The organism is Jiella soli (genome assembly GCF_020615385.1).
In the GTDB taxonomy this organism is placed as follows: domain Bacteria; phylum Pseudomonadota; class Alphaproteobacteria; order Rhizobiales; family Rhizobiaceae; genus VKMB-3413.
Genome location: NZ_JAJAVB010000015.1, coordinates 33,724 through 54,567 on the forward strand (window position 1 = coordinate 33,724; position 20,844 = coordinate 54,567).

Consider the following 20,844-nt stretch of genomic DNA (forward strand, 5'->3'; position numbering starts at 1 on the left):
GGCAGCGCGGGAGCGGGCACGGCCGGTTCGAGAGCTTTCTTTGCATGGAGAGGCGTCAGCCGCGTGTCCGCGTGTCGCAGCAGGTCATCATCGTTCCGCAGAGGATGGGCCGGCGGCGCCGGCAGCCGCGCGTGCTGCAGCCTCAGACACTGCCGGACGTGAAGCTGCTGGCGACCAGGAGCCAGCCGTAAAGGACGAGCCCCGCCCCCAAGAGAACGGCCCCGAACCAGAACTGCCGCGCCGCGTAGCGGCGCTCCGGTTCGAAGTCCTCGCCAAATCCCCCGCGCTTGGTGGCTCTGAAATAGTCGCCGAACTGAAAGCTCGGCCGATGCCCCGCGGCCTTCCAGATCCTGCGCATGGCGAGGAAATAACGCAGGAGGAAGAGCAGCCCCACAAGCGTGGCAGCGGGTGCGATGGAGGTCAGCGGCGGCATTTCGATCATGGCAGACGGCTTTCTCTCTTTGCCCGTGATTGCAGAAAGCTGCGAACGGCGCGAGCGCCGCACTAGCGATGGCGGGCGCCGAAGCTCATATCCTGCGCCGCTAGCCTCAGTCGATCCGCGCCGCAAGCCACGGGTCCATCATGCCCTTCCCATCCTCGCGCTCGCCCTCCCGTCGGCTCCGACCGGAAGCTGACGAAGTCCCTGAGCCGGGATCGCTCCGCAGGAGATCGCCATGCCCCACGCAACCAAGAACGAGAGCGCCCTCCGCTGGTTCGGACGCTCCTTCGAGATCCTCCGCCCCGCCGAAAAGCGGGTGCTCGAGAGCGCCCATGACCGCCGACCGATCGCGGCCGATCAGAACGCCCGGATCAGCGCCGGCCTCTCCTTCGGCGAGCGATTGTCGGACCGGATCGCCGAAGTCGGGGGCTCCTGGGGCTTCATCATCGGCTTTCTTCTGTTCCTCATCCTCTGGGCGGTGGCGAACACGCTGCTGTTGGGGCGGGGCTCGTTCGATCCCTACCCGTTCATATTCTTGAACCTCATCCTATCGATGCTGGCCGCGATTCAGGCGCCGGTCATCATGATGTCCCAGAACAGGGCCGCGGCGCGGGACCGGATAGAAGCGACTCACGACTATGAAGTGAACCTCAAGGCGGAGATCGAGATCCTCGCCCTGCACGACAAGCTCGATGCCTTGCGGATGATGGAAATCGCCGCGCTGACACGGACGATCGAGACCGTGGCCCATAGGCTCGACCGGATCGAGTCGGCCCTTGGCGCCGATCGTACGGAGCCAACCGCACGCCCGGAAGAGCAGCAGGGATAAAGGCCGGGAACCCTTGCGAACCGCCCTGAAGAGGCACATGTGGGAACGGCGCCGGGGCGACCCGGCATTTGGATGCGACGCGCGAACAGGACAGGTGAGGCGGCGAAGGATGCCGCGCCCGAAGGCTTGCCTGTCGTCTGCCCGCGGAGGCACGACCTTCCTGACGTCGGCTTCCATCGGTGTCGCATCCGGCACTTTGTTACTTTCTTGCGCCGCAATGTTCTGCAAAAAGCGCGCCGAGGAACAAACTGGGCGCGGATGAGTGGGCCGAACCGTCGCCCGACGAACCCGCGGAGTGATTGTGTATCAGATCCTGAGCCTGATCGGTGAGTTCGGTCCGGTGATCGTGTTTGCCGGGACATTTTTCGAAGGCGAAGTCTTCGCGATCATCGGCGGCTTTCTGGCCTATCGCGGCTCCTATCCGCTCGAGATGATGATCGCCCTCGCCTTCGCCGGCTCCTTCATCGGCGACTTCGCGGTCTTCCTGTTCGCGCGCTTCTGGTCGAACCATCGCTGGCTGGTGCGGTGGCGTTCGCGTGAACGCTTCGCCAAGGCCCTCGCCCTCGTCGAACGCTACCAGGCCTTCTTCGTCATCCTGAACCGCTACATCTACGGGCTGCGCATGCCAGGCCTCATCGCCCTCGGCCTGTCGCGCATCTCGATCACCAGATTCTTCTTCCTGAACCTTGTCGGCGCTGCGCTGTGGGCGGGGATCTTCACCACCGTCGGCTTCGTCTTCGGCTATTCAATCGGCTCGGTCTTCGCCCATCTCCAGATCATGGAGCGCGGCGTGACCATCGCGCTCGGCGTGATCGCGGTTCTCCTGGCGAGCTGGTTCGCCTGGCGCCAGTGGGGGCCCATCCTGGTTTCGAAGGTCGGCAAGGGCAATGGCCGCAACGGCGGCTCGCGCGAGCGGCAGCGCGTGCTCGGCTTCGTGCAGGTCAGATCCCGATCGCGGCCTCTCCCCGATCGAGGATCAGAGGAATAATCAGATCCTCCTCGTCGGCGAGATGGCGAATCAGCCGGCGCAACAATTGCTCGCTCGCTGCCGCATAGGCATCGGCGGCACGGCGCGCCTCACTCGACGGCGAGGCCTCGCCCGCCGCTTCCATCGCGAGGAAGCGGTTTGCCGTCTCCGCGACCGCAAGGAGGTCCTGGTGGATCACCTCATGGTCCGATTCCAACAGCTCGAAACCACGCGCAAGCTTCGCCTCGGCCTGCTGGAAGACCGGAAAATAGTGGTGGTCCTCGATCTGATGGTGCCCCTCGAGTTCGCGCAGGAAGAAGCCGAGGCGCGGCGCGAACCAGCGCCGGAACGGGTCTAGCTCCACCTTGCCCTCGCGATGCTGCGACAGCGCGTCGGCGAGCGCCGATCCAAGATCGCGGAACATGTCGTGCCTGCCCAGCCAGAACTGCGCCGTCTGGCCGAGATTGGCATGACCCGACCACTGTTCGCGCGGGTATTTCTCCAGCAGCGCCTTGAGGTCCGCGGGAAGCCCGCCGCGTGTGTCGAGATCGAAATGCTGTTCCATGAAATCCGTATTTCCGACTGCCTCGGCAGCGTCCTGATCTGGTTTCGGGACGCCGCCCCGTCTTGCTCAATGAAAGGCGAAGGCTTCCATCGCGAGAACGCCGTAGTCGCGGCTTTCGTGCAGCCTTTCCGCCCGCGCCCCTTCGCCCGCAGCGCCGAGAGCCACGTAGAGCGGCATGAGATGCTCGTCGGTCGGATGGTTTTCAAGGGCGTGGGGCGCCCGTAGACGATAGTCCGCGAGCGCCGCGCGATCTCCCGAAACCAGTCTGTCGGTCATCCATGCGGCGAAGTCGGTGACCCAAGCCGGCGTATCGGCATCCCTTACCCCGGCCCGCAGATGGCCGAAGGCGGCCCGCAGATTGTGCGTCAGCGAACCCGAGCCTACCAGGAGGACGTCGCGCTCGCGCAGGAAGGACAAGGCTTCGCCCAGTTTCAGATGGTGGTCGGGTCCGTGCGACGGGTCGACCGAGACCTGCACGACCGGGATGTCCGCCTCGGGAAAGGCCAGGAGCAGCGGCACCCAGGCGCCGTGGTCGAAGCCGCGCCTGGTCATGACGCTGGTGCGCAGGCCCGATCCCCGGACCGCCGCCGCGATCTCCTCGGCGAGCGACGGGTCCCCGGGCGCAGGATAGGCCAGTTCGTAGAGTTCCGGCGCGAAGCCGCCAAAGTCGTGGATCGTCTCCGGAGCCGCATCCCCCGAAACCGCAACGCCGCCCTCCGCCTCAAAATGCGCGCTGGCGACGACGATCGCCCGGGGCCGCGGCAAAGAGTGCCGAAGCTCCTTCAGGAAGCTGGTGGCAGGCGTCTCGGCGAGCGCGATGTCGGGCGAGCCGTGCGAAATGAAGAGCGTCGGCATCGATGGCATGTGGGAACCTCCGTGGTTCCCGCCATGATATCGACCTTGTCGGTCCCGGTTGAGACCATGGACCGCAACGCTTTGTTCACCGGATGCGGCGAGCCGGAGCCCGGCTCGGGCTCGCCGCATTCGAACAGGAAGTCAGCCGGCGGCCAATGTGCGCTGCTCGTCCGGCTGAGCCTCGACATCGCGCTTCAGGAGCTCGGCAACGAGGAAGGCGAGCTCCAGAGCCTGATTGGCGTTGAGCCGCGGGTCGCAATGCGTATGGTAGCGGTCCGACAGGTCCTCAGCGAGGATCGGGCGGGCGCCGCCGGTGCATTCGGTGACGTCCTTGCCGGTCATCTCGATATGGATGCCCCCAGGATGCGTGCCTTCGGCGCGGTGCACGTCGAAGAAGGCCTGCACCTCGGCGAGGATCCGCTCGAACGGCCGGGTCTTGTAGCTGTTGAGCGTGATGGTGTTGCCGTGCATCGGATCGCAGGACCAGACCACCTTGCGGCCCTCGCGCTCGACCGCCCGGATCAGCTTCGGCAGGTGCGTCGCCACCTTCTCGTGGCCGAAGCGGGTGATCAGGGTCAGCCGGCCCGGCTTGTTCTGCGGGTTGAGCTTGTCGATCAGCCGCAGAAGCTCGTCCGGCTCGGAGGTCGGGCCGCATTTGAGGCCAAGCGGGTTCTGAATCCCGCGGCAGAACTCGATATGGCCATGATCCTCCTGCCGCGTCCGGTCGCCGATCCAGATCATGTGGCCGGAAGTCGCGTACCAGTCACCCGAGGTCGAATCGACCCGTGTCAGCGCCTGTTCGTAGCCGAGCAGGAGCGCCTCGTGGCTGGTGAAGAAATCGGTCTCGCGAAGAGACGGATGGCTTTCGGCATTGATGCCGATCGCGCGCATGAAGCTCATCGTCTCGGAGATGCGGTCGGCCATTCGGCTGTAGCGCTCGGCCTCCGGGCTGCCGGCCACAAAGCCGAGCATCCACTGATGCACGTTCTCAAGATTGGCGTAGCCGCCCTGCGCGAAGGCGCGCAGAAGGTTCAGCGTCGCCGCCGACTGGCGGTACGCCTCGATCTGCCGCTCGGGATTGGGAATCCGCGAGGCCTCGTCGAACTCGATGCCGTTGACGATGTCGCCGCGATAGACCGGCAGCGTCTTGCCGTCCTTGGTCTCGCTGTCCGAGGATCGGGGCTTGGCGAACTGCCCGGCGATGCGGCCGACCTTCACCACCGGCTGCGAGCCGGCGAAGGTGAGCACCACAGCCATCTGCAGGAAGGCGCGGAAGAAGTCGCGGATGTTGTCGGCGCCGTGCTCGGCGAAGCTCTCGGCGCAGTCGCCGCCCTGGAGGAGGAACGCGCGGCCGTTTGCGACTTCGGCCAAAGAGCGCGTCAGCTTGCGCGCCTCACCGGCAAAAACCAACGGCGGGAACGTGGCGAGACGCTTCTCCGTTTCGGCCAGCGCCAGCGGATCGGGATAGTCCGGCATCTGCCGGATGGGCTTCGTCCGCCAGCTCGACGGTGTCCAGTCCTTCGCCATGTCGTCAACTCCTGACCGGGCGGCCCCGGCGGTTCCTCTTCGTCTCGTCGTCCTTCAAGCAGAGACCACGGGCGCACAGCACGGTCGGCAGGATGCGGTCCGCTTGCGCGGCGTTTAAGCACTTCGTGAGGGCTTTGTCATCACCGCGCGGCCATGTCCGGCCGCCTGCGTCAGGCGACGTCGACGAACCTTGCGCCGCGCGCCAGCACCAGCCTGTCAAACAAGTCCGCCTCGCCGGCATCGAGCTTCACCGGACGCGGATAGCGCGGTTTCCGCCGGTCGCGCAACACGCGTGTCTCGAAGCCTTCGGTGCGATCGACGAAGCGCCTGAGCCCCACCTCGCCGTAAAGCAGCCGGAAGCCCTGCATCACCGCGTCGAGATAGCTCTGCAGGATCGCCGACTGCCGGTCCGCGGCGGTTTCGGCGCCCTTCTGGGCCTGGTAGATGTAGATCGGCACCCCGCCGACCGGTGCGTTCTCGATACCGAGATGGTCGAGATCGACGATGCGCCGCGCATAGCCCGCCTCGCGTTCGTCGACCGAGGGCAGATGCTCGGCCCGGTCGTAGACCACCACCCCGTCGATCGCTTCTTGCGCATCGGGATGGACCGACAAGAGCGCCATCTCGACATTCGGATCCCGGGGCAGCCAAAATCTTCGCCAACCCGCCACCTTGGCACGGCGGATGCCGAGGAACTTGGTGCGCAGCGTGTGGCGGTTCACCAGCGAACCATAGCCGAAATAGGCGACGACCTCGCCGGCATCGGCGAGGCGGACGAGGTCGGGGTGATCGTCATGCGGGATGTGCTCTGTCATGTCGCGGCGATCTTAAGGCAGGGCGAAGACCGAGAGAACACCCCCGGTGGCGGTATAGCGCGAAAGACTCTCATAGGCACCGACGGCGCCGGATCCGTCCTGTGGGTCGGTCAGCCCGGCCGCGAGCCCGATCCCGGCCCAGCCGCCGACGCCGGACAGCACCGCGACATACTGCTTGCCGTCATGCTCGTAGGTCGTGACATTGCCCACGATGCCGGACGGCGTCTTGAAGCGGAAGAGTTCGTCGCCGGTGGTCGCGTCCACCGCCTTCAGATAGCCCTCCAGCGTCCCGTAGAAGACGACGTCCCCGGCGGTCGCAAGCACCCCGGACCAGACCGAGAAGCGCTCCGGCACCGCCCATGCGATCTTGCCGGCGGCGCCGTCCCAGGCGGTAAGCGAGCCCATGATGCCGGGCTCTTCGAAGCCCTTCCCGGCGGCAGCCGGGTAGAGCTTCAGCGTCGCTCCGACATAGGGAAGGCCGGCGGTATAGGCAACGCGGAAGGGTTCGTAGTCCATGCAGACGTGGTTCGTCGGCACGTAGAACAGCTTCGTGCGCGGGGAATAGGCGGAGGGCTGCTCGTTCTTGGCTCCCGGCGCCCCCGGGCAGATTCCGGCGGTCTCGACATCCTCGCCCTCGCCGTCCTGATCGGTGGAATAGGCGGGATCGAGGATCGGGCGACCATAGGTCCCGCTCTCCGGATCCATGTCGATCGCCTTCGCCCAATTGACGGAGGGGTCGAACTTTTCGGCCACCAGGAGTTCGCCCGTCGCCCGGTCGAGCGTGTAGGCGAAGCCGTTGCGATCGAAATGGGTCAGCACCCTGCGGCTTTGCCCGTCGATCTCCTGCTCGGTCAGCACCATCTCGTTGACGCCGTCATAGTCCCACTCGTCGTGGGGCGTCATCTGGTAGACCCAGCGCGCGACGCCCGTCTCGATGTCGCGGGCGATGATCGCGTTCGACCATCTATTGTCGCCGGGCCGCTGGACCGGGTTCCAGGTGGAGGGATTTCCGGTGCCGTAATAGACGAGGCCGAGGTCCGGATCGGCCGAGAACCAGCCCCAGGGACAGGCCCCGCCGATCTGCCACTGCTCGCCTTCCCAGCTCTCGAGGCTGGAGTTGGGGCCGACCGGCTTGCCGAGTTCCGTGGTCTTCTCGGGATCGACGAGCATGTCGGAATCCGGTCCTGTGGCGTAGGCCCGCCACAAGCGCTTCCCGGTCCGTTCATCATAGGCCGTGAGCGGACAGTGCGCGCCGAACTCGCCGCCCGCCATGCCGACGATCAGCTTGCCCGCGATCGGCAGCACCGTTGCCGTGTTCACCTCACCCCTTGCCGGATCGCCGTTCTTGACCTGCCATTTGACTTCGCCCGTCGCCGCGTCGAGCGCCACGATGGTCGTGTCGGCCTGATGCAGGAAGATCGTGCCGTCGTCATAGGCGAGCCCGCGATAGACGGTGTCGCAGCACATAACCTCGATGGCGTCGGTCGACTGCTGCGGCTCGTATTTCCAGACGATCGCCCCGTCATTGTCGAGATCGAGGGCGTAGACGACGTTCGGAAACGGCGTGTGGACATACATAAGGTTGCCGACGACGAGCGGGCCGCCCTCATGGCCGCGCAGGACCCCGGTCGAGAAGGTCCAGGCGAGCCGAAGGTCGCCCACATTGCTGCGGTCGATCTGGTCGAGCTTCGAATACCGCGTGTTGGCGTAGTCGCCTGTCTGGATCGGCCAGGCGGCCGGATCGGCGATCAGCCTCTCCAGATCCGCGGCCTGCGAGGCGGCGGGAAGGAGTGTGAATGCGAATGCGCAGAGGCCGGCGCGAATGCGTGCGTTCATTGGGTTGTCCGGTGTCTCGGTGCCGCGTGACCGCGCGGTCCTAGCAAAGCGCGGCGGTTGAGGCGACCGCACGAAGGTCCAAGCGCCGCCGGCTCGCGAGGGCGGCATCCACACCGCCGCGGATCTGTCCCTGGAGCAGACTACGCCTCGAAACGAGCGGGAAGACCGGGGCGGCGCCGCTTGCCAGCGCCGTCGCTCCGCCACGCCCGCCCTCCCGCATCATTTCTCCTGCCGCTCGCCGTTCTTCACCCGGTAGCTCGGTTCGTACATGGTCACGATCTCCTCGGCCGCGGTCGGATGGACGGCCATGGTGGCGTCGAACTGGTCCTTGGTGACGCCGGCCTTCACCACGATGCCGAGAGCCTGTGCGAGCTCGCCGGCGTCCGGTCCGAGAATGTGCGTGCCGACCACTTTCCGGCTGGCCGCATCGACGATCAGCTTGATCATCATCTTCTCATCCCGGCCCGAGAGGGTGTGCTTCATCGGCCGGAAAATCGTCTTGTAGACTTCGATCTCGTCGAAGGTCTCGGCCGCCTGGTGCTCGGTCAGGCCGACCGTGCCGATCTCCGGCTGCGAGAAGACTGCCGTTGCGACGGTGTCGTAGTCGGGCTTGGTCGGGTTGTTTCGGTAGAGCGTCTCCACGAGACACATCGCCTCGTGGATCGCCACCGGCGTCAGCTGCATGCGGTGGGTGACGTCGCCGATGGCGTAGATGTTTTCGACGCTCGTGCGCGAGTACTCGTCGACGACGATCGCGCCGCGCTTGTCGATCTCGATCCCGGCCTTCTCGCAGCCGAGATTCTCGGTGTTCGCCTTGCGACCGATCGCCAGCATCACCTCGTCGGCATCGAGCACGTCGCCGCAGGCGGTACGCACTTCGAGGCGCCCGTCGGCCTTCTGGCGCACCTCTTCCAGCGTATCGCGGCAACGGACTTCCATGCCCTTCTTCGCCATCGCCTGGTGGAGTTCGTGGCGGATGTCGTCGTCGAAGCCCTGGAGGATCTCCTGCCCGCGGTAGACGAGCGTCGTCTCCACCCCGAGACCGAGAAAGATGTTGGCGAATTCGACGGCGATGTAGCCGCCGCCGAGAATCACGATCGACTGCGGCAGGCGCTTGAGGTGGAAGGCTTCCTCCGACGTGATGCAGTGCTCGGCGCCCGGCAGTCCCGGATGCGGATTGGGCCGTCCGCCGGTGGCGATGACGATCGTCTCCGCGGTGACGCGCTTATCCGTCGCCGTCAGACGGATCTCGTGCGGGCCCTCAAGAACGGCCCGGCTCATCAGCACCTCGGCGCCGGCCTTCTCCACATTGGCGTGATAGATCCGTTCGAGCCGCTCGATCTCGCCGTCCTTGTTGGCGATCAGCTGCGCCCAGTCGAAGCGCTTCTCGCCGAACTGCCAGCCATAGCCGCGCGCATCCTCCCAGGCCTCGGAGAATTGCGAGGCGTAGACGAGGAGTTTCTTGGGAACGCAGCCGCGGATCACGCAGGTGCCGCCGAAACGGTATTCCTCGGCGATTGCCACCTTCTTCCCGAGCATGGCCGCACGGCGCGCGGCTCGCACCCCGCCCGAGCCGCCCCCTATGACGAAGAGATCATAGTCGTATCCGGCTGTGCTCATGCTGAGACCCTCTTTCGTTCCCCCGCGTTTGCCCATCGCCCGCGGTTCGTCATGCGTCCGGCCTATTCGCAGAGATCGCAGCGGGCAAGCTCCGGCGCTGCACATATGCCCTCAAAGGCGAAGGGCGATACGACAAAGCGCACAAGAACGGCAGATGGGGAAAGACGGTCCGTCGACCGCAGCCCCTTCTCCCGAACCGGGCGCACGCCGCCCAATCCCGGCATGCTGCGGACATGAAGGTGCTGGACGGCGCTTTCAGAAATTTCGGCCACGACCATCTGTCGCACGCCGCCGCCGCCGCCGCCGAGAGCACGCGCCCCAAACCCATCGGCGCCGCAAACGAAGAAGGGCGGCCTCTCGACCGCCCTTTCTTTCCGTTCGACAGGCGCACCGGAACCGGTGCGGTCTTCAGGCAATGCACCGGGATTACTGGGCCGCCGTCGCCGGGGCCGCTCCGGACGCCGGCGCGGCAGTCGCCGAGCCCGCCTTGCCTGCGATCTTCTGCACCCCGTCTATCGACGCCTTCCGGAGATCGCGAACGATCCCGTTGCTCCACACATCCGCGGCCTTCAGCATCTCGCGCGTGGCCACCGGCCCCAACTTCAGGAGCTTCTTGCCGGTCTCGGAATTGTAGAAATTGGCAATCTCGGTCAGTTCCTGCTCCGTGAAGAGCTTGGCATAGACGCGGGCGACCTCGGTTTCGAGGTCCCCCCGGCGCGGCGCCAGCGCCAGCGCCGCATCGTCGACCATGTCCGAGATTTCCTGCTGCTTGTCCGGATTGTTGACGATCAGATCCGCCTTAATTTGCGTCGCCGCATTGGGCAGGATCTCGTCGAACTGGTCGGTCGCGTGGATCGCCGTGACGGCCGAGCGCGCGGCTTCGAGATGCGAGTCCGTGATGTCCTGCGCCAGAGCCTTCGCCGGGACCAGGAACAGAAGGGCGGCGGAAATGACGAGACCTCGGCGCGCCAGTTCGCTGAAGATCATGGGGATTGTCTCTCCGTTCGGTTTCGCCGGTCAACCGGATCGGCCGGCTTCGGCGCGTCGTTAAGAAATTTTGGTGCGCTCCGACAAGCCCGGCCCTTCGCCGGGTCAACCGGCAGCGGGACGCTGCAGCGTCTTGATCCCGGTGTCGGAAGCAAGGATCACCTCGCTCGCCAAGCCCAGGAAAAGACCGTGTTCGACCACGCCGGGAACGGAATGAAGCGCCCGCGAGAGGGCTTCTGGCTCGGGAATGCGGCCAAAAGATGCGTCCAGGATGAGGTGCCCGCTATCGGTGATGAAGGGGCTTTCCCCGTTCCGCCGCAGGATGATGTCGCCTTCGAGGCCAATTCCGGCAGCCACCTCGCGAATGGCGAGGTAAGTTGCCACCATGCCGAAGCCGTTGATCTCGATGGGCAGCGGGAAGGCACCGAGTACCTCGACCTTCTTGCTCTCGTCGACGATCACGAGGAGCCGGTCCGAGGCTGCCGCAACGATCTTCTCGCGCAACAGCGCGCCGCCACCGCCCTTGATCAGCCGCAGCTGCGAATCGACCTCGTCGGCCCCGTCGACGGTAAGATCGAGATGCGGCAGCGCCTCGAGCGACGTCGTGGGAACCTTAAGCTCGCGGCAGAGCGCCTCGGTCCGTTCAGAGGTGGTGACACCCATGACCTTCAGCCCGCCGCGCACCCGCTCGGCGAGCGCATGCACGAAGGCTTCCGCCGTGGAGCCCGTACCGATGCCGAGACGCATGCCCTCCTCGACCCGGGCCGCGGCCGCCTCGCCCGCCATCCTCTTCAACGCCGCCGCGTCCGCCATGCGATCCTCCCGCTGTCTTTCGTACGGGTCTATCAGGCTCGTCCCGAAATCGATAGGGACGAAGCCGCCGCCGCGCCTGGGGCCTCGAGAGAACGAAAAAAGGCCGCTTCGCCGGAGCAAAGCGGCCTTAACATCCGTTCGCCCGCCCTTTGCGGCCGTTTATCGGTAGAACGGCGGCAGGCGAGCCGGCCCTTCGATCAGCCGGCGACCTTGGCAGCGATCTCCGCGATGTGCTTGCCTTGGAACCTTGCGCCGTCGAGCTCGATCTGGCTCGGCATGCGCGATCCGTCGCCCTTGGCGATCGTCGTCGCGCCATAAGGCGAGCCGCCGACGATCTCGTCCGTATTCATCTGGCCGGCGAAGGCATAGGGCAGGCCGACGACCATCAGGCCGTGATGCAGAAGCGTCTTGTGGGCCGAGAGCAGCGTCGCCTCGTTGCCGCCGTGCTGGGTCGCGGACGAGGCGAAGGCGCCTCCGACCTTGCCGACCAGCGCACCCGTCGCCCAGAGCGGCCCGGTGCGGTCCCAGAAGGCCTGCATCTGCGAGCACATGTTGCCGTAGCGGGTCGGCACGCCGATGATGATGGCGTCGTAGTTCGGCAGTTCCATCGGATCGCAGACAGGATAGGGATGATCCGTCTTGAAGTGCGCCGCCTCGATCACCTCCTGGGGAGCGGTCTCGGGCACGCGCTTGATGTCGACGCTGGCTCCGCCGCTCTCCGCGCCTTCCGCCATGGCCTTCGCCATCGTCTCGATGTGTCCGTAGCTCGAATAGTAGAGGACCAGGACTCTCGCCATTCCGATGCTTCCTTCTTGCTGGATCTGATTGTCACGGCTGGATGCCGGGCTCTGCAGATACAGGATGAAGCGATGGGCGGCTTGAAGGTTTCGCGTGACGCTCCGTCGCTGCATGCGAGACGGTGCTCACATTCGGCAACGGAACGAAGGCTTGCATTCGCCCCGAGCCTGTCACTTATGACGGAAAACGACAGCTGGAGTCTTGGATGTCACAGGGTCTTCCTGCCACGGCCGCAATGCTCGCCATCGGCGACGAGCTGCTTTCGGGCCGCACCAAGGATCGCAATATCGGGCATCTCGCCGAGGTGCTGACGATGGCGGGGATCGACCTGAAGGAGGTCCGCATCGTCGGCGACGAACCGCACATCATCGCCGACACGCTGAACACGCTTCGCCGCCAGTACGACTACGTCTTCACCTCCGGCGGCATCGGGCCGACCCATGACGACATCACCGCCGATGCGGTCGCTGCCGCCTTCGCCCTGCCAATCGACGAGCATCCCGAGGCGGTCGCGCTTCTGTCGGATCATTACGCGCGACGGGAGATGCCGTTCACCGAGGCTCGCCGCCGCATGACCCGCACGCCGAAGGGCGCCGCACTGATCGACAATCCGGTCTCCGTCGCTCCCGGCTTCCGCATCGAAAACGTCTTCGTCATGGCCGGCGTCCCCGACGTCTTCAAGGCCATGCTCGGGAAGGTGGTCGAGGGATTGCCGCAGGGCCGCGCGGTGCAAAGCGTCGCCATCCCCTGCCCCTATGGCGAAGGCGACATCGGCGACCCGCTGCGCGAACTCGCCAAGCGGCACGAGGGCGTCGTCATCGGCTCCTATCCGAAGTTCGACGGAAAGCACTATTCGACCGAGATCGTCCTGCGCGCCCGCGACGATGCCGCGCTGGGCGAAGCCGCGAAGGATGTCCGGCGGATGCTGGCCGAGATGGATGACACAAAGCGGGTCTGAGGGTGGTCGAGAGGCGAGCGTGCGTGGCGCTGAGCCGGCTTCGCTCCTCCGAACCTCTGTTGGTTGCCGCATCGGGTTTTGCCGAGAATCGGGTCCAGCTTTTCGGTCGGTGCTCTCGCACGACCGCCGCCTCGCGTGGGAGGAGGACCATCGGAGAGCGCCGCCCTCGCCGGCTCCGCCCGCGAGGAGCACACCTCCCAGGCTCAGCGCACCTGGTCGAGCAGGCGCTTGCATTCCAGAAGTTCGAGCACGACGGCGTCGAGCGCCTCGACGCTCTCGCGCGGCAGCACGATGCGACCGTCGGTCGGCCGCTCGCGATCCCGGCGCAGGAAGCCGACCAGCGAATGCGGGCGCTCGCGGCCTGCCGCATCAGACTCCAGTTCCGCCGCCGCTGCCACCGGCGGCAACGCCTCAGGTTCCGGCGAGATGATGTCGAGATCGTCGACATGTGCCGGCATGGCGGCCTCGACCGCGGGACGCTCGTCCTCCTCGCCGCTCGGCACGGGCCCCTGCGCCTGTAGCGTCTCGAGCCCGACAAGATCGCCAGAGCCGATCGCGACGACGAACCGGCTGCCGTTCTCCTTCAGGATGCGCTGCACGCCTTTGATGGTGAAGCCTTTGACGTAGAGAAGGTAGCGGATACCGCGCAGGAGTTCGACGTCGTCCGGCCGATAGTAACGCCGGCCCCCGCCGCGCTTCAGCGGCCGGATTTGCGCAAACCGCGATTCCCAGAACCGCAGGACGTGCTGCGGCAGGTCGAGTTCGTCGGCCACCTCGCTGATCGTGCGAAAGGCGTCGTCGCTCTTGTCGGACATGCCGGGATTTTCCGTCTGCTGTCGCCGCCCCGGGGCGCCGCTATTCGGCCGCCTTCAGCATTTCCATCTCGGGCTCCGGGCTGCGGCGCTGCGAATGGGCGTCGAGGATCCGATCCTTCAGGACGTTGGACGGCTTGAACACGGCCACGCGTCGCGGCGAGATCGGCACTTCCTCACCCGTCTTCGGGTTGCGGCCGACGCGCTCGTTCTTCTCGCGAACCAGGAAGGAACCGAAGGAAGAAATCTTGACGGATTCGCCGCTCGCGATCGTGCCGCAGATCTCCTCCAGCACCATCTCCACCAGCTGTGCCGATTCCGTCCGGGACAATCCGATCCTGCGAAACACCGCTTCGGCAAGATCAGCCCGTGTCAGCGTCTTGTCTCCCATCCGTGTCCCCTAATGCTGTGGAAGACCGCACCGCACTTGATCGGTGCGGAACCTCAGATATTTCCGCACTCTAGCGAAAACGTCATCTGAATCAAGGTTGATTCTACCAGCGGATCAGGCAGGCTCCCCAGGTAAATCCGCCGCCCATCGCTTCCAGGAGGACGAGGTCGCCACGCTTGATGCGCCCGTCGGAAACCGCCGCATCGAGCGCCAACGGAATCGACGCCGCGGAGGTGTTGCCGTGGCGGTCCACGGTGATCACCACCTTCTCCGGCGCAATGCCCAGCTTCTTGGCCGACGCGTCGATGATGCGGCGGTTTGCCTGATGCGGAACGAACCAGTCGATCTCGTCCGGACCAACATTCGCGGCTTCGAACGAAGCCTCGATGACGTCGGTAATCATTCCCACGGCATGCTTGAATACCTCGCGGCCCTGCATCCGCAGGTGACCGACGGTGCCGGTGGTCGAGGGTCCGCCATCGACATAGAGCTTTTCGCAGTGCGCGCCGTCGGAGCGCAGCCGCGAAACGATAATGCCGCGCCCGTCCTCGGTCTCCCCCCCGCTGTGCGCCTCGAGCACTACCGCGCCGGCGCCGTCGCCGAACAGAACGCAGGTCGTGCGGTCCTGCCAGTCGAGCAGCCGGGAGAAGGTCTCCGCGCCGATGACCAGAGCCCGCCGGGCCATGCCGGACTTCAGGTAGAGGTCGGCAGTCGTCAGCGCGTAGACGAAGCCGGAACAGACCGCCTGAACGTCGAAGGCGAAGCCGTGGGAGATTCCGAGCGCCGCCTGGACCTGCACGGCGGAGGCGGGAAACGTATTGTCCGGCGTCGCGGTGGCGAGGACGATCAGGTCGATGTCGGCCGGCTCCAGCCCGGCCGCGGAAAGCGCGCGGCGCGCCGCCTCCTCCGCGAGCGAGACCGTCGTCTCTCCGTCTCCGGCGATGTGGCGCGAGGCGATCCCCGTGCGCTGCCTGATCCATTCGTCGGAGGTCTCGACGATGCCCTCGAAGTCCTGGTTGCGCATGACGCGCTTGGGAAGCACCGACCCGGTTCCGACGACGACGGACCTCACTTTCTCATTCATGGAATACTGCTTTCGGAACTTTCGGTCGCTTCGCCGGTCACCCGGCCATGGAAGCTGGCGAGATCGGCGGCAATCTCCTCGCGCAGCCGGGTTCGCGCCATCGTGTGAGCCAAGTCGATCGCGGCGGCGATGCCCTCGGCGTCGGTGCCGCCATGGCTCTTGATGACGATGCCGTTGAGGCCGAGGAAGACGCCGCCATTCACCTTGCGCGGGTCCATCTTGTCCCGCAAGCGGTCGAAGGCGCTCTTGGCAAGAAAATAGCCGATCTTCGCCAGAAGGGTCCGCGTCATGGCAGCCCGAAGATATGCGGCGATCTGCCTGGCCGTGCCCTCCGCCGTCTTCAGCGCGATATTGCCGGTGAAGCCTTCCGTGACGACCACGTCGACCCTTCCCTGGCCCAGATCGTCGCCCTCGACAAAGCCGTGATAGTCGATCCGCGGTGGCGGCTGTTCCTTGAGGAAGCGGCCGGCCTCGCGGATCTCGTCCTGGCCCTTGACCTCCTCGACTCCGATGTTGAGCAGGCCGACGGTCGGCCGCTCCAGGCCGAACAACGCCCTGGCCATGGCGCCGCCCATCAGTGCGAACTCGATCAACTGCTGTGCGTCGGCTCCGATCGTCGCGCCGACATCGAGAACGATGCTCTCGCCCTTGAGGGTCGGCCAGATCGCCGCGATCGCCGGACGCTCGATATCGGCCATGGTCCTGAGACAGAACTTCGCCATGGCCATGAGTGCGCCGGTATTGCCGGCCGAGACGCAGACATCGGCCTCGCCGGTCTTGACTGCCTCGATCGCACGCCACATCGACGATTTGTGCCGGCCCTGCCGCAGCGCCTGCGAGGGCTTGTCGTCCATGCGGACGGAGATCTCGCAGTGATGGAAGACGGAGACCTTCTTCAGCTCCGGATATCGCTCCAGCACCGGGAGCGTCGCCTCCGAAACGCCGAAGATCACGTAACGGGTGTCCGGACGGCGCTCCAGCGCGATCGCCGCGCCTGCGAGGACCACCGCCGGACCATGATCGCCGCCCATCGCGTCCAGCGAAATCGTGATGCCGGATTGAGAATTCAAAGCACTCTCGCTTTCCTTCGCCGCATCACTCTAGCGGGACGAATTCGACATTCCGGTCCCGGTGGGTACGGGAAGCCGCTCAAACGTCAACTTCAAATTCTCCAGCAGGTTCATCGGCGCGCGGTCGAACACAAGGATCCGACGCCTGCCGGTCTTCATGAAGATGGGATGGGGTCTCGATATCGGACCATCGGATCGCGGCCGGAAAATACCCGTTTGCGCGAGAACGGCAACCGGCCAAGTGAGCATCAGTCCTCGTCCGGTGACGGTTTCGGCGAAAGCTTGGCCAGAACCTCGAAGGGTGAGGGTTCCTTCTCCTGCGGAGCAGGATCGGTATCGACCGCACCAAATCGTTCACCGGCCTTGCGCGGGTAAGGATCGAGCGCCAGGGCCACGGCTTCCGCGACATAGGCGCCGAGGTCGAGCCGGTCCCCGGAAAACAGCTCCGGCGGATCCTCGCCTTCCGGATCGATGTGGAGCTCCTGCTCTTCCGGCGCGGCGATCCGCGCGAGCTTCGATCCTTCCGGAACGAACGTCTGAGCAAACGGCTCGTCGATCCGCTGAGCGACCGGTTCGAGGCTGACGACGCTTTTCTGAAGAATTCCCGCGCCTATGCGGCCGCCGATTCGCACACCGTCTCCCCGCCAGGGAAAGGCCCTGAGATCGACCGTCAGCTCCGTCACTTCGAGAACGCCGAGTTGCCGCGCCAGCCACTCGCGCTCGCGCTCGCCGGCAGCGAACTCGATCGGGAATCCGGCCCGGGGCAATCGGACGGTGGAAATCTCCAGGCGAAGGGCGCTGATCGGCATCTGTGTCATGAGGCAATCTCCGCCTCGAGGCGGCCTTGTAGAATGGCGTCGGCTGGAATAGCGCGGAAGCGCTCTTCCACCGCCCTCATGTAGGTCGCGAGCCGGCGCGATTCATCCTCGCCGCCGGGAGCTTCGATCGCGCGCCCCCGCAACGCCTCGGCGAGCGCTGCCTCGGGCGCGGCGCCATCCCCCAAGGCCGCGTCGTAGGCGGCGACCCGCTCGTAGAAGACGCCCGTCAATCCGCGCATGCGCTTCGGCACCGACTGATCGCCGATCCCGATCTCGCGGATACTGTCTTCGACGTCGGAGATGAACCGGTCCACGATGTCTTGTGCCAGCGGCGCGAGTGCCGGATCGATCCGGCAGCGCCTCAGGAACAGATGGACGTGGATCGACAGGGCCTCGAAGCGGCCGGAAAACGTATCCGCGATACCCAAATCGCCATAAAGGTCCGGCCGCCTCGTCAACGTGACGAGCGTTTCGTAGAGGCGGGCGACGATCACGCGGTTGCGGCGGCGGGTGCGCCAGCTCTCAAGCATTCCAAAGCCCGGGTCAGTGGCGGATTGTGCGGGCCGTGCCACAGGCCGGACGCGATTGCAACGGCGCAAAAGGTGGATTACCAAAGCGCCGGCGGCGCTCGACCGCCTGAGCGGCCGCCATTCTCGGTGCCGCGCCATGAATTGGGCACAGGTTCGCGACAGAACGGTTGCGGACGAAACCTGTCCGGGGGAACAGCCAGCGTGATGCACAGTATGATCAGGGCGCGGTCGATCGTGTTCGGAGCAGCCATGGCGGGACTCGTGATCCTGCCCGCCTGCTCCACCAGCCAGGTCCTCAACCAGGGCTATGTCGTCGACGAGAAGTCGCTCGAGCTCGTTCCGGTGGGATCGAGCCGGGATCAGGTTCTGCTGGCGCTGGGCTCGCCTTCGACGACCGCGACCTTCGACAATGAGGTGTTCTACTACATCTCGCAGAAGCGGGTTCGGCCGGTCGCCTTCATGGAGCCGCATCTCGTCGACCAGCGCGTGCTAGCGATCTATTTCGACAAGGACGGAAAGGTCGCCCGGATCGCCAATTACGGCATGCAGGACGGCCGGCTCTTCGACTTCATCTCGCGGACAACGCCGACCGGCGGCAAGGATGCCTCCTTCCTCGGCCAGGTGCTGAGCGACACCGTCTCCGCCGCACCGGGTCCGCGCCTCTAAGGCAGGATGGATTCGAGCGGGATCGACATTCCGCTCTCCGTCTCCGCTGAAACAGGATGTCTTCGTGGGACCGGTTCCCACGCCTGTACATCATGATCCGACGGAACCGATACCCGTCATCGTCGGCCGGAGATCCGGCCGGCAGAGGATAGAAGAAGGCCCCGCGAGCGCCAGCTCGCGGGGCCTTTCCGTTGGTTGCGATGGCGCCGCCCGTGGCGGCGCCGGACTCACTGGTGGGCAAGGACCGCGAGCAGCAGCAGCGCCACGATATTGGTGATCTTGATCGCCGGATTGACGGCTGGTCCGGCCGTATCCTTATAGGGATCGCCGACGGTGTCGCCCGTCACCGACGCCTTGTGCGCTTCCGACCCCTTCATGTGGCGGACGCCCGCCGCATCGACGAAGCCGTCCTCGAAGCTCTTCTTGGCATTGTCCCAGGCGCCGCCGCCGGAGGTCATCGAGATGGCGACGAAGATACCGGTGACGATGACGCCGAGGAGCATTGCGCCGACCGCCGAGAAGGCCTGGCTCTTGTCAGAGATCGCATAGACCGAGAAATAGACGACGATCGGCGCCAGCACCGGCAGCAGCGAAGGAATGATCATCTCCTTGATCGCCGCCTTGGTCAGGAGATCGACTGCCCGCGCATAGTCCGGCCGCTCGGTGCCGGCCATGATGCCCGGCTTCTCGCGGAACTGGCGGCGCACTTCCTCGACCACCGAACTCGCCGCCCGGCCGACCGCGGTCATCGCGATGCCGCCGAACAGGAACGGGATCAGGCCGCCGAGGAGCAGGCCGACGACGACATAGGGGTTGGTCAGCGCGAAATCCGGCTGGACGCCCCTGAAGTAGGTGTAGCCGTTGCCGGCATCCGCCTGCTTCACGAAGTACTGGAGGTCGTAATTGTAGGCCGCGAACAGGACCAGGGCGCCGAGACCGGCCGAGCCGATCGCATAGCCCTTGGTCACCGCCTTGGTGGTGTTGCCGACGGCATCGAGCGCGTCCGTCGAGCGACGGACATCGGCGGGAAGCCCCGCCATCTCGGCGATGCCGCCGGCATTGTCGGTGACCGGTCCGAAGGCGTCGAGCGCAACAATCATGCCGGCGACGCCCAGCATGGCGGTCACGGCGATGCCGGTCCCGTAGAGGCCGGCGAGCTGGAAGGTCGAGATGATGCCGGCGACGATCACGATCGTCGGCAGTGCCGTCGCCTCCAGCGAGACGGCGAGGCCCTGGATGACATTGGTGCCGTGGCCGGAGACCGAAGCCTCCGAGATCGAACGCACCGGACGCGACCCGATGCCGGTGTAGTATTCGGTGATCCAGACGATCAGCCCCGTCACCGCCAGACCGATGATGCCACATATGAACAGGTTGAGGCCGTTGATCGTGATCCCGGCGGTCGATTGGCCAATGTCGCCGAAGCCGATGGTCGCCCAGGTGGCGGCGGCGAGCCCGCCGATCGACAGAAGCGTCGTCACCCACAGGCCCTTGTAGAGCGCGCCCATGATCGACCCGTTGGCGCCGAGGCGTACGAAGAAGGTCCCGATGATCGAGGTTACGATGCAAGCGCCGCAGATCGCCAGCGGGTAGACCATGACGCTCTCGACGACACTCGAACCGGCGAAGAAGATCGCGCCGAGCACCATGGTGGCGACGACGGTAACCGCATAGGTCTCGAAGAGGTCGGCCGCCATGCCGGCGCAGTCGCCGACATTGTCGCCGACATTATCGGCGATGGTCGCAGGATTGCGCGGATCGTCCTCCGGAATGCCGGCCTCGACCTTGCCGACGAGATCGCCGCCGACATCGGCGCCCTTGGTGAAGATGCCGCCGCCCAACCGGGCGAAGATCGAGATCAGGGATGCGCCGAAGCCGAGCGAGACCAGCGCGTCGATGACCGTCCGGTCGACGGCGGCAAAGCCCAGCTGGGTCGTGAGAACGTAGAAATAGACGGTGACACCGAGCAGCGCGAGGCCGGCGACCAGGAGCCCGGTGATCGCACCGGACTTGAAGGCGACGGAAAGGCCGAGGCCGAGCGAACGCGCCGAGGCCTGGGCGGTGCGGACATTGGCCCGGACCGAGACGTTCATCCCGATGAAGCCGGCCAGACCGGACAATATCGCGCCGATCGCGAAGCCGATGGCGGCATAGAGCGACAGGAGGAACCAGTCGAGCGCGAAGACGACGATACCGACGATGGCGATGGTCGTGTACTGGCGCGCCAGATAGGCCTGCGCCCCCTCGCGGATCGCTTCGGCGATTTCGCGCATGCGCGGCGTGCCCTGATCGGCCGCCATCACGGATTTCGTCGCCCATCCGGCATAGGCGATCGCGAGCAGCCCGCACAGGGCCACAACTAGTAGAATAGTCGGCATGCCGTTCCCTCACTCCCCGCCGGCGCGATTGCCCGACGCCTTCCCATTATCGTTCAGGCCCGAACGGACCCCGCCCGTTGCCGGGC

At 65.7% G+C, this 20,844-nt stretch carries 21 protein-coding genes; 4 read left to right on the plus strand and 17 right to left on the minus strand.

Annotation, left to right across the window (positions count from 1 at the left end):
• Window positions 1-142 precede the first annotated feature (142 nt).
• Window positions 143-442 carry a hypothetical protein gene (locus LH400_RS08630; protein WP_229152269.1) on the minus strand — a complete coding sequence of 100 codons (300 nt, stop codon included), beginning with the start codon at window positions 440-442 and terminating at the stop codon, window positions 143-145.
• A 232-nt stretch (window positions 443-674) separates the two neighbouring features.
• Here LH400_RS08630 and LH400_RS08635 point away from each other — a divergent pair, with 232 nt between their 5' ends.
• Window positions 675-1,268, plus strand: a complete 594-nt coding sequence (locus tag LH400_RS08635; RefSeq protein ID WP_229152270.1) for a DUF1003 domain-containing protein — start codon at window positions 675-677, stop codon at window positions 1,266-1,268.
• 301 nt (window positions 1,269-1,569) lie between these two features.
• Entirely contained in the window at window positions 1,570-2,256 is a 687-nt protein-coding gene (locus tag LH400_RS08640; protein WP_229152271.1) for a DedA family protein, read from the plus strand.
• Here the strand turns inward: LH400_RS08640 and LH400_RS08645 are convergent.
• From LH400_RS08645 to wrbA, 9 genes are all read right to left on the minus strand, one after another.
• Window positions 2,210-2,800 (minus strand): hemerythrin domain-containing protein, encoded by a 591-nt coding sequence (locus LH400_RS08645; protein ID WP_229152272.1) that lies wholly within the window; start codon window positions 2,798-2,800, stop codon window positions 2,210-2,212. The genes LH400_RS08640 and LH400_RS08645 overlap by 47 nt on opposite strands.
• Window positions 2,801-2,866: 66 nt before the next feature.
• Complete coding sequence (locus tag LH400_RS08650) at window positions 2,867-3,664, minus strand: dioxygenase family protein (protein ID WP_229152273.1); 798 nt, start codon at window positions 3,662-3,664, stop codon at window positions 2,867-2,869.
• 132 nt (window positions 3,665-3,796) lie between these two features.
• Window positions 3,797-5,182, minus strand: coding sequence for a class II 3-deoxy-7-phosphoheptulonate synthase (locus tag LH400_RS08655; protein ID WP_229152274.1), 1,386 nt, complete (start codon window positions 5,180-5,182; stop codon window positions 3,797-3,799).
• 170 nt (window positions 5,183-5,352) lie between these two features.
• Entirely contained in the window at window positions 5,353-5,997 is a 645-nt protein-coding gene (locus tag LH400_RS08660) for a gamma-glutamylcyclotransferase family protein (RefSeq protein ID WP_229152275.1), read from the minus strand.
• 12 nt (window positions 5,998-6,009) lie between these two features.
• On the minus strand, window positions 6,010-7,833 hold the full coding sequence (locus LH400_RS08665; RefSeq protein WP_229152276.1) for a methanol/ethanol family PQQ-dependent dehydrogenase: 1,824 nt from the start codon (window positions 7,831-7,833) through the stop codon (window positions 6,010-6,012).
• A gap of 219 nt (window positions 7,834-8,052) precedes the next feature.
• Complete coding sequence (gene gor / locus LH400_RS08670) at window positions 8,053-9,453, minus strand: glutathione-disulfide reductase (RefSeq protein WP_229152277.1); 1,401 nt, start codon at window positions 9,451-9,453, stop codon at window positions 8,053-8,055.
• 426 nt (window positions 9,454-9,879) lie between these two features.
• Window positions 9,880-10,440 carry a DUF2059 domain-containing protein gene (locus LH400_RS08675; RefSeq protein ID WP_229152278.1) on the minus strand — a complete coding sequence of 187 codons (561 nt, stop codon included), beginning with the start codon at window positions 10,438-10,440 and terminating at the stop codon, window positions 9,880-9,882.
• Window positions 10,441-10,545: 105 nt separating this feature from the next.
• Window positions 10,546-11,253 carry a ribose-5-phosphate isomerase RpiA gene (gene rpiA, locus LH400_RS08680; RefSeq protein ID WP_229152279.1) on the minus strand — a complete coding sequence of 236 codons (708 nt, stop codon included), beginning with the start codon at window positions 11,251-11,253 and terminating at the stop codon, window positions 10,546-10,548.
• A gap of 197 nt (window positions 11,254-11,450) precedes the next feature.
• Complete coding sequence (wrbA, locus tag LH400_RS08685) at window positions 11,451-12,050, minus strand: NAD(P)H:quinone oxidoreductase (protein WP_229152280.1); 600 nt, start codon at window positions 12,048-12,050, stop codon at window positions 11,451-11,453.
• Between the two features lie 206 nt (window positions 12,051-12,256).
• Between wrbA and LH400_RS08690 the strand changes: the two genes are divergently transcribed.
• The gene (locus LH400_RS08690) at window positions 12,257-13,009 is read left to right on the plus strand and encodes a competence/damage-inducible protein A (protein ID WP_229152281.1); all 753 of its coding nucleotides are present in this window, start codon (window positions 12,257-12,259) and stop codon (window positions 13,007-13,009) included.
• A gap of 203 nt (window positions 13,010-13,212) precedes the next feature.
• Here LH400_RS08690 and LH400_RS08695 read toward each other — a convergent pair whose 3' ends face one another.
• The 6 genes from LH400_RS08695 to LH400_RS08720 form a co-directional block, all read right to left on the minus strand.
• A complete protein-coding gene (locus tag LH400_RS08695) occupies window positions 13,213-13,824 on the minus strand; it encodes a MerR family transcriptional regulator (protein WP_229152282.1) in 612 nt (203 codons plus the stop codon).
• 40 nt (window positions 13,825-13,864) lie between these two features.
• The gene (locus tag LH400_RS08700; protein ID WP_229152283.1) at window positions 13,865-14,212 is read right to left on the minus strand and encodes an integration host factor subunit alpha; all 348 of its coding nucleotides are present in this window, start codon (window positions 14,210-14,212) and stop codon (window positions 13,865-13,867) included.
• Window positions 14,213-14,315: 103 nt separating this feature from the next.
• A complete protein-coding gene (locus LH400_RS08705) occupies window positions 14,316-15,296 on the minus strand; it encodes a beta-ketoacyl-ACP synthase III (protein ID WP_229152284.1) in 981 nt (326 codons plus the stop codon).
• Complete coding sequence (gene plsX / locus LH400_RS08710; RefSeq protein ID WP_229152426.1) at window positions 15,293-16,327, minus strand: phosphate acyltransferase PlsX; 1,035 nt, start codon at window positions 16,325-16,327, stop codon at window positions 15,293-15,295. Before plsX ends, LH400_RS08705 begins: the two co-directional genes overlap by 4 nt.
• 287 nt (window positions 16,328-16,614) lie before the next feature.
• Complete coding sequence (locus LH400_RS08715) at window positions 16,615-17,184, minus strand: YceD family protein (RefSeq protein ID WP_229152285.1); 570 nt, start codon at window positions 17,182-17,184, stop codon at window positions 16,615-16,617.
• Window positions 17,181-17,756, minus strand: a complete 576-nt coding sequence (locus tag LH400_RS08720; RefSeq protein WP_229152286.1) for a ubiquinol-cytochrome C chaperone family protein — start codon at window positions 17,754-17,756, stop codon at window positions 17,181-17,183. Before LH400_RS08720 ends, LH400_RS08715 begins: the two co-directional genes overlap by 4 nt.
• A gap of 171 nt (window positions 17,757-17,927) precedes the next feature.
• Between LH400_RS08720 and LH400_RS08725 the strand changes: the two genes are divergently transcribed.
• Window positions 17,928-18,380: an outer membrane protein assembly factor BamE gene (locus tag LH400_RS08725; protein WP_370638364.1), complete on the plus strand. Its 453-nt coding sequence runs from the start codon at window positions 17,928-17,930 to the stop codon at window positions 18,378-18,380.
• 227 nt (window positions 18,381-18,607) lie between these two features.
• On the opposite strand, the gene LH400_RS08730 is transcribed toward LH400_RS08725, so the two are convergent.
• A complete protein-coding gene (locus LH400_RS08730; RefSeq protein ID WP_229152287.1) occupies window positions 18,608-20,758 on the minus strand; it encodes a sodium-translocating pyrophosphatase in 2,151 nt (716 codons plus the stop codon).
• Window positions 20,759-20,844 lie beyond the last annotated feature (86 nt).

Coding starts and splice junctions, on each gene's coding strand:
- LH400_RS08730 (WP_229152287.1), bottom strand. CDS start 20,758: ATGCCGACTATTCTACTAGTTGTGGCCCTGTGCGGGCTGCTCGCGATC.
- LH400_RS08725 (WP_370638364.1), top strand. CDS start 17,928: ATGATCAGGGCGCGGTCGATCGTGTTCGGAGCAGCCATGGCGGGACTC.
- LH400_RS08665 (WP_229152276.1), bottom strand. CDS start 7,833: ATGAACGCACGCATTCGCGCCGGCCTCTGCGCATTCGCATTCACACTC.
- plsX (WP_229152426.1), bottom strand. CDS start 16,327: ATGGGCGGCGATCATGGTCCGGCGGTGGTCCTCGCAGGCGCGGCGATC.
- LH400_RS08645 (WP_229152272.1), bottom strand. CDS start 2,800: ATGGAACAGCATTTCGATCTCGACACACGCGGCGGGCTTCCCGCGGAC.
- LH400_RS08675 (WP_229152278.1), bottom strand. CDS start 10,440: ATGATCTTCAGCGAACTGGCGCGCCGAGGTCTCGTCATTTCCGCCGCC.
- LH400_RS08655 (WP_229152274.1), bottom strand. CDS start 5,182: ATGGCGAAGGACTGGACACCGTCGAGCTGGCGGACGAAGCCCATCCGG.
- LH400_RS08715 (WP_229152285.1), bottom strand. CDS start 17,184: ATGACACAGATGCCGATCAGCGCCCTTCGCCTGGAGATTTCCACCGTC.
- LH400_RS08700 (WP_229152283.1), bottom strand. CDS start 14,212: ATGGGAGACAAGACGCTGACACGGGCTGATCTTGCCGAAGCGGTGTTT.
- LH400_RS08695 (WP_229152282.1), bottom strand. CDS start 13,824: ATGTCCGACAAGAGCGACGACGCCTTTCGCACGATCAGCGAGGTGGCC.
- LH400_RS08660 (WP_229152275.1), bottom strand. CDS start 5,997: ATGACAGAGCACATCCCGCATGACGATCACCCCGACCTCGTCCGCCTC.
- rpiA (WP_229152279.1), bottom strand. CDS start 11,253: ATGGCGGACGCGGCGGCGTTGAAGAGGATGGCGGGCGAGGCGGCCGCG.
- LH400_RS08635 (WP_229152270.1), top strand. CDS start 675: ATGCCCCACGCAACCAAGAACGAGAGCGCCCTCCGCTGGTTCGGACGC.
- LH400_RS08690 (WP_229152281.1), top strand. CDS start 12,257: ATGTCACAGGGTCTTCCTGCCACGGCCGCAATGCTCGCCATCGGCGAC.
- wrbA (WP_229152280.1), bottom strand. CDS start 12,050: ATGGCGAGAGTCCTGGTCCTCTACTATTCGAGCTACGGACACATCGAG.
- LH400_RS08705 (WP_229152284.1), bottom strand. CDS start 15,296: ATGAATGAGAAAGTGAGGTCCGTCGTCGTCGGAACCGGGTCGGTGCTT.
- LH400_RS08650 (WP_229152273.1), bottom strand. CDS start 3,664: ATGCCATCGATGCCGACGCTCTTCATTTCGCACGGCTCGCCCGACATC.
- LH400_RS08630 (WP_229152269.1), bottom strand. CDS start 442: ATGATCGAAATGCCGCCGCTGACCTCCATCGCACCCGCTGCCACGCTT.
- gor (WP_229152277.1), bottom strand. CDS start 9,453: ATGAGCACAGCCGGATACGACTATGATCTCTTCGTCATAGGGGGCGGC.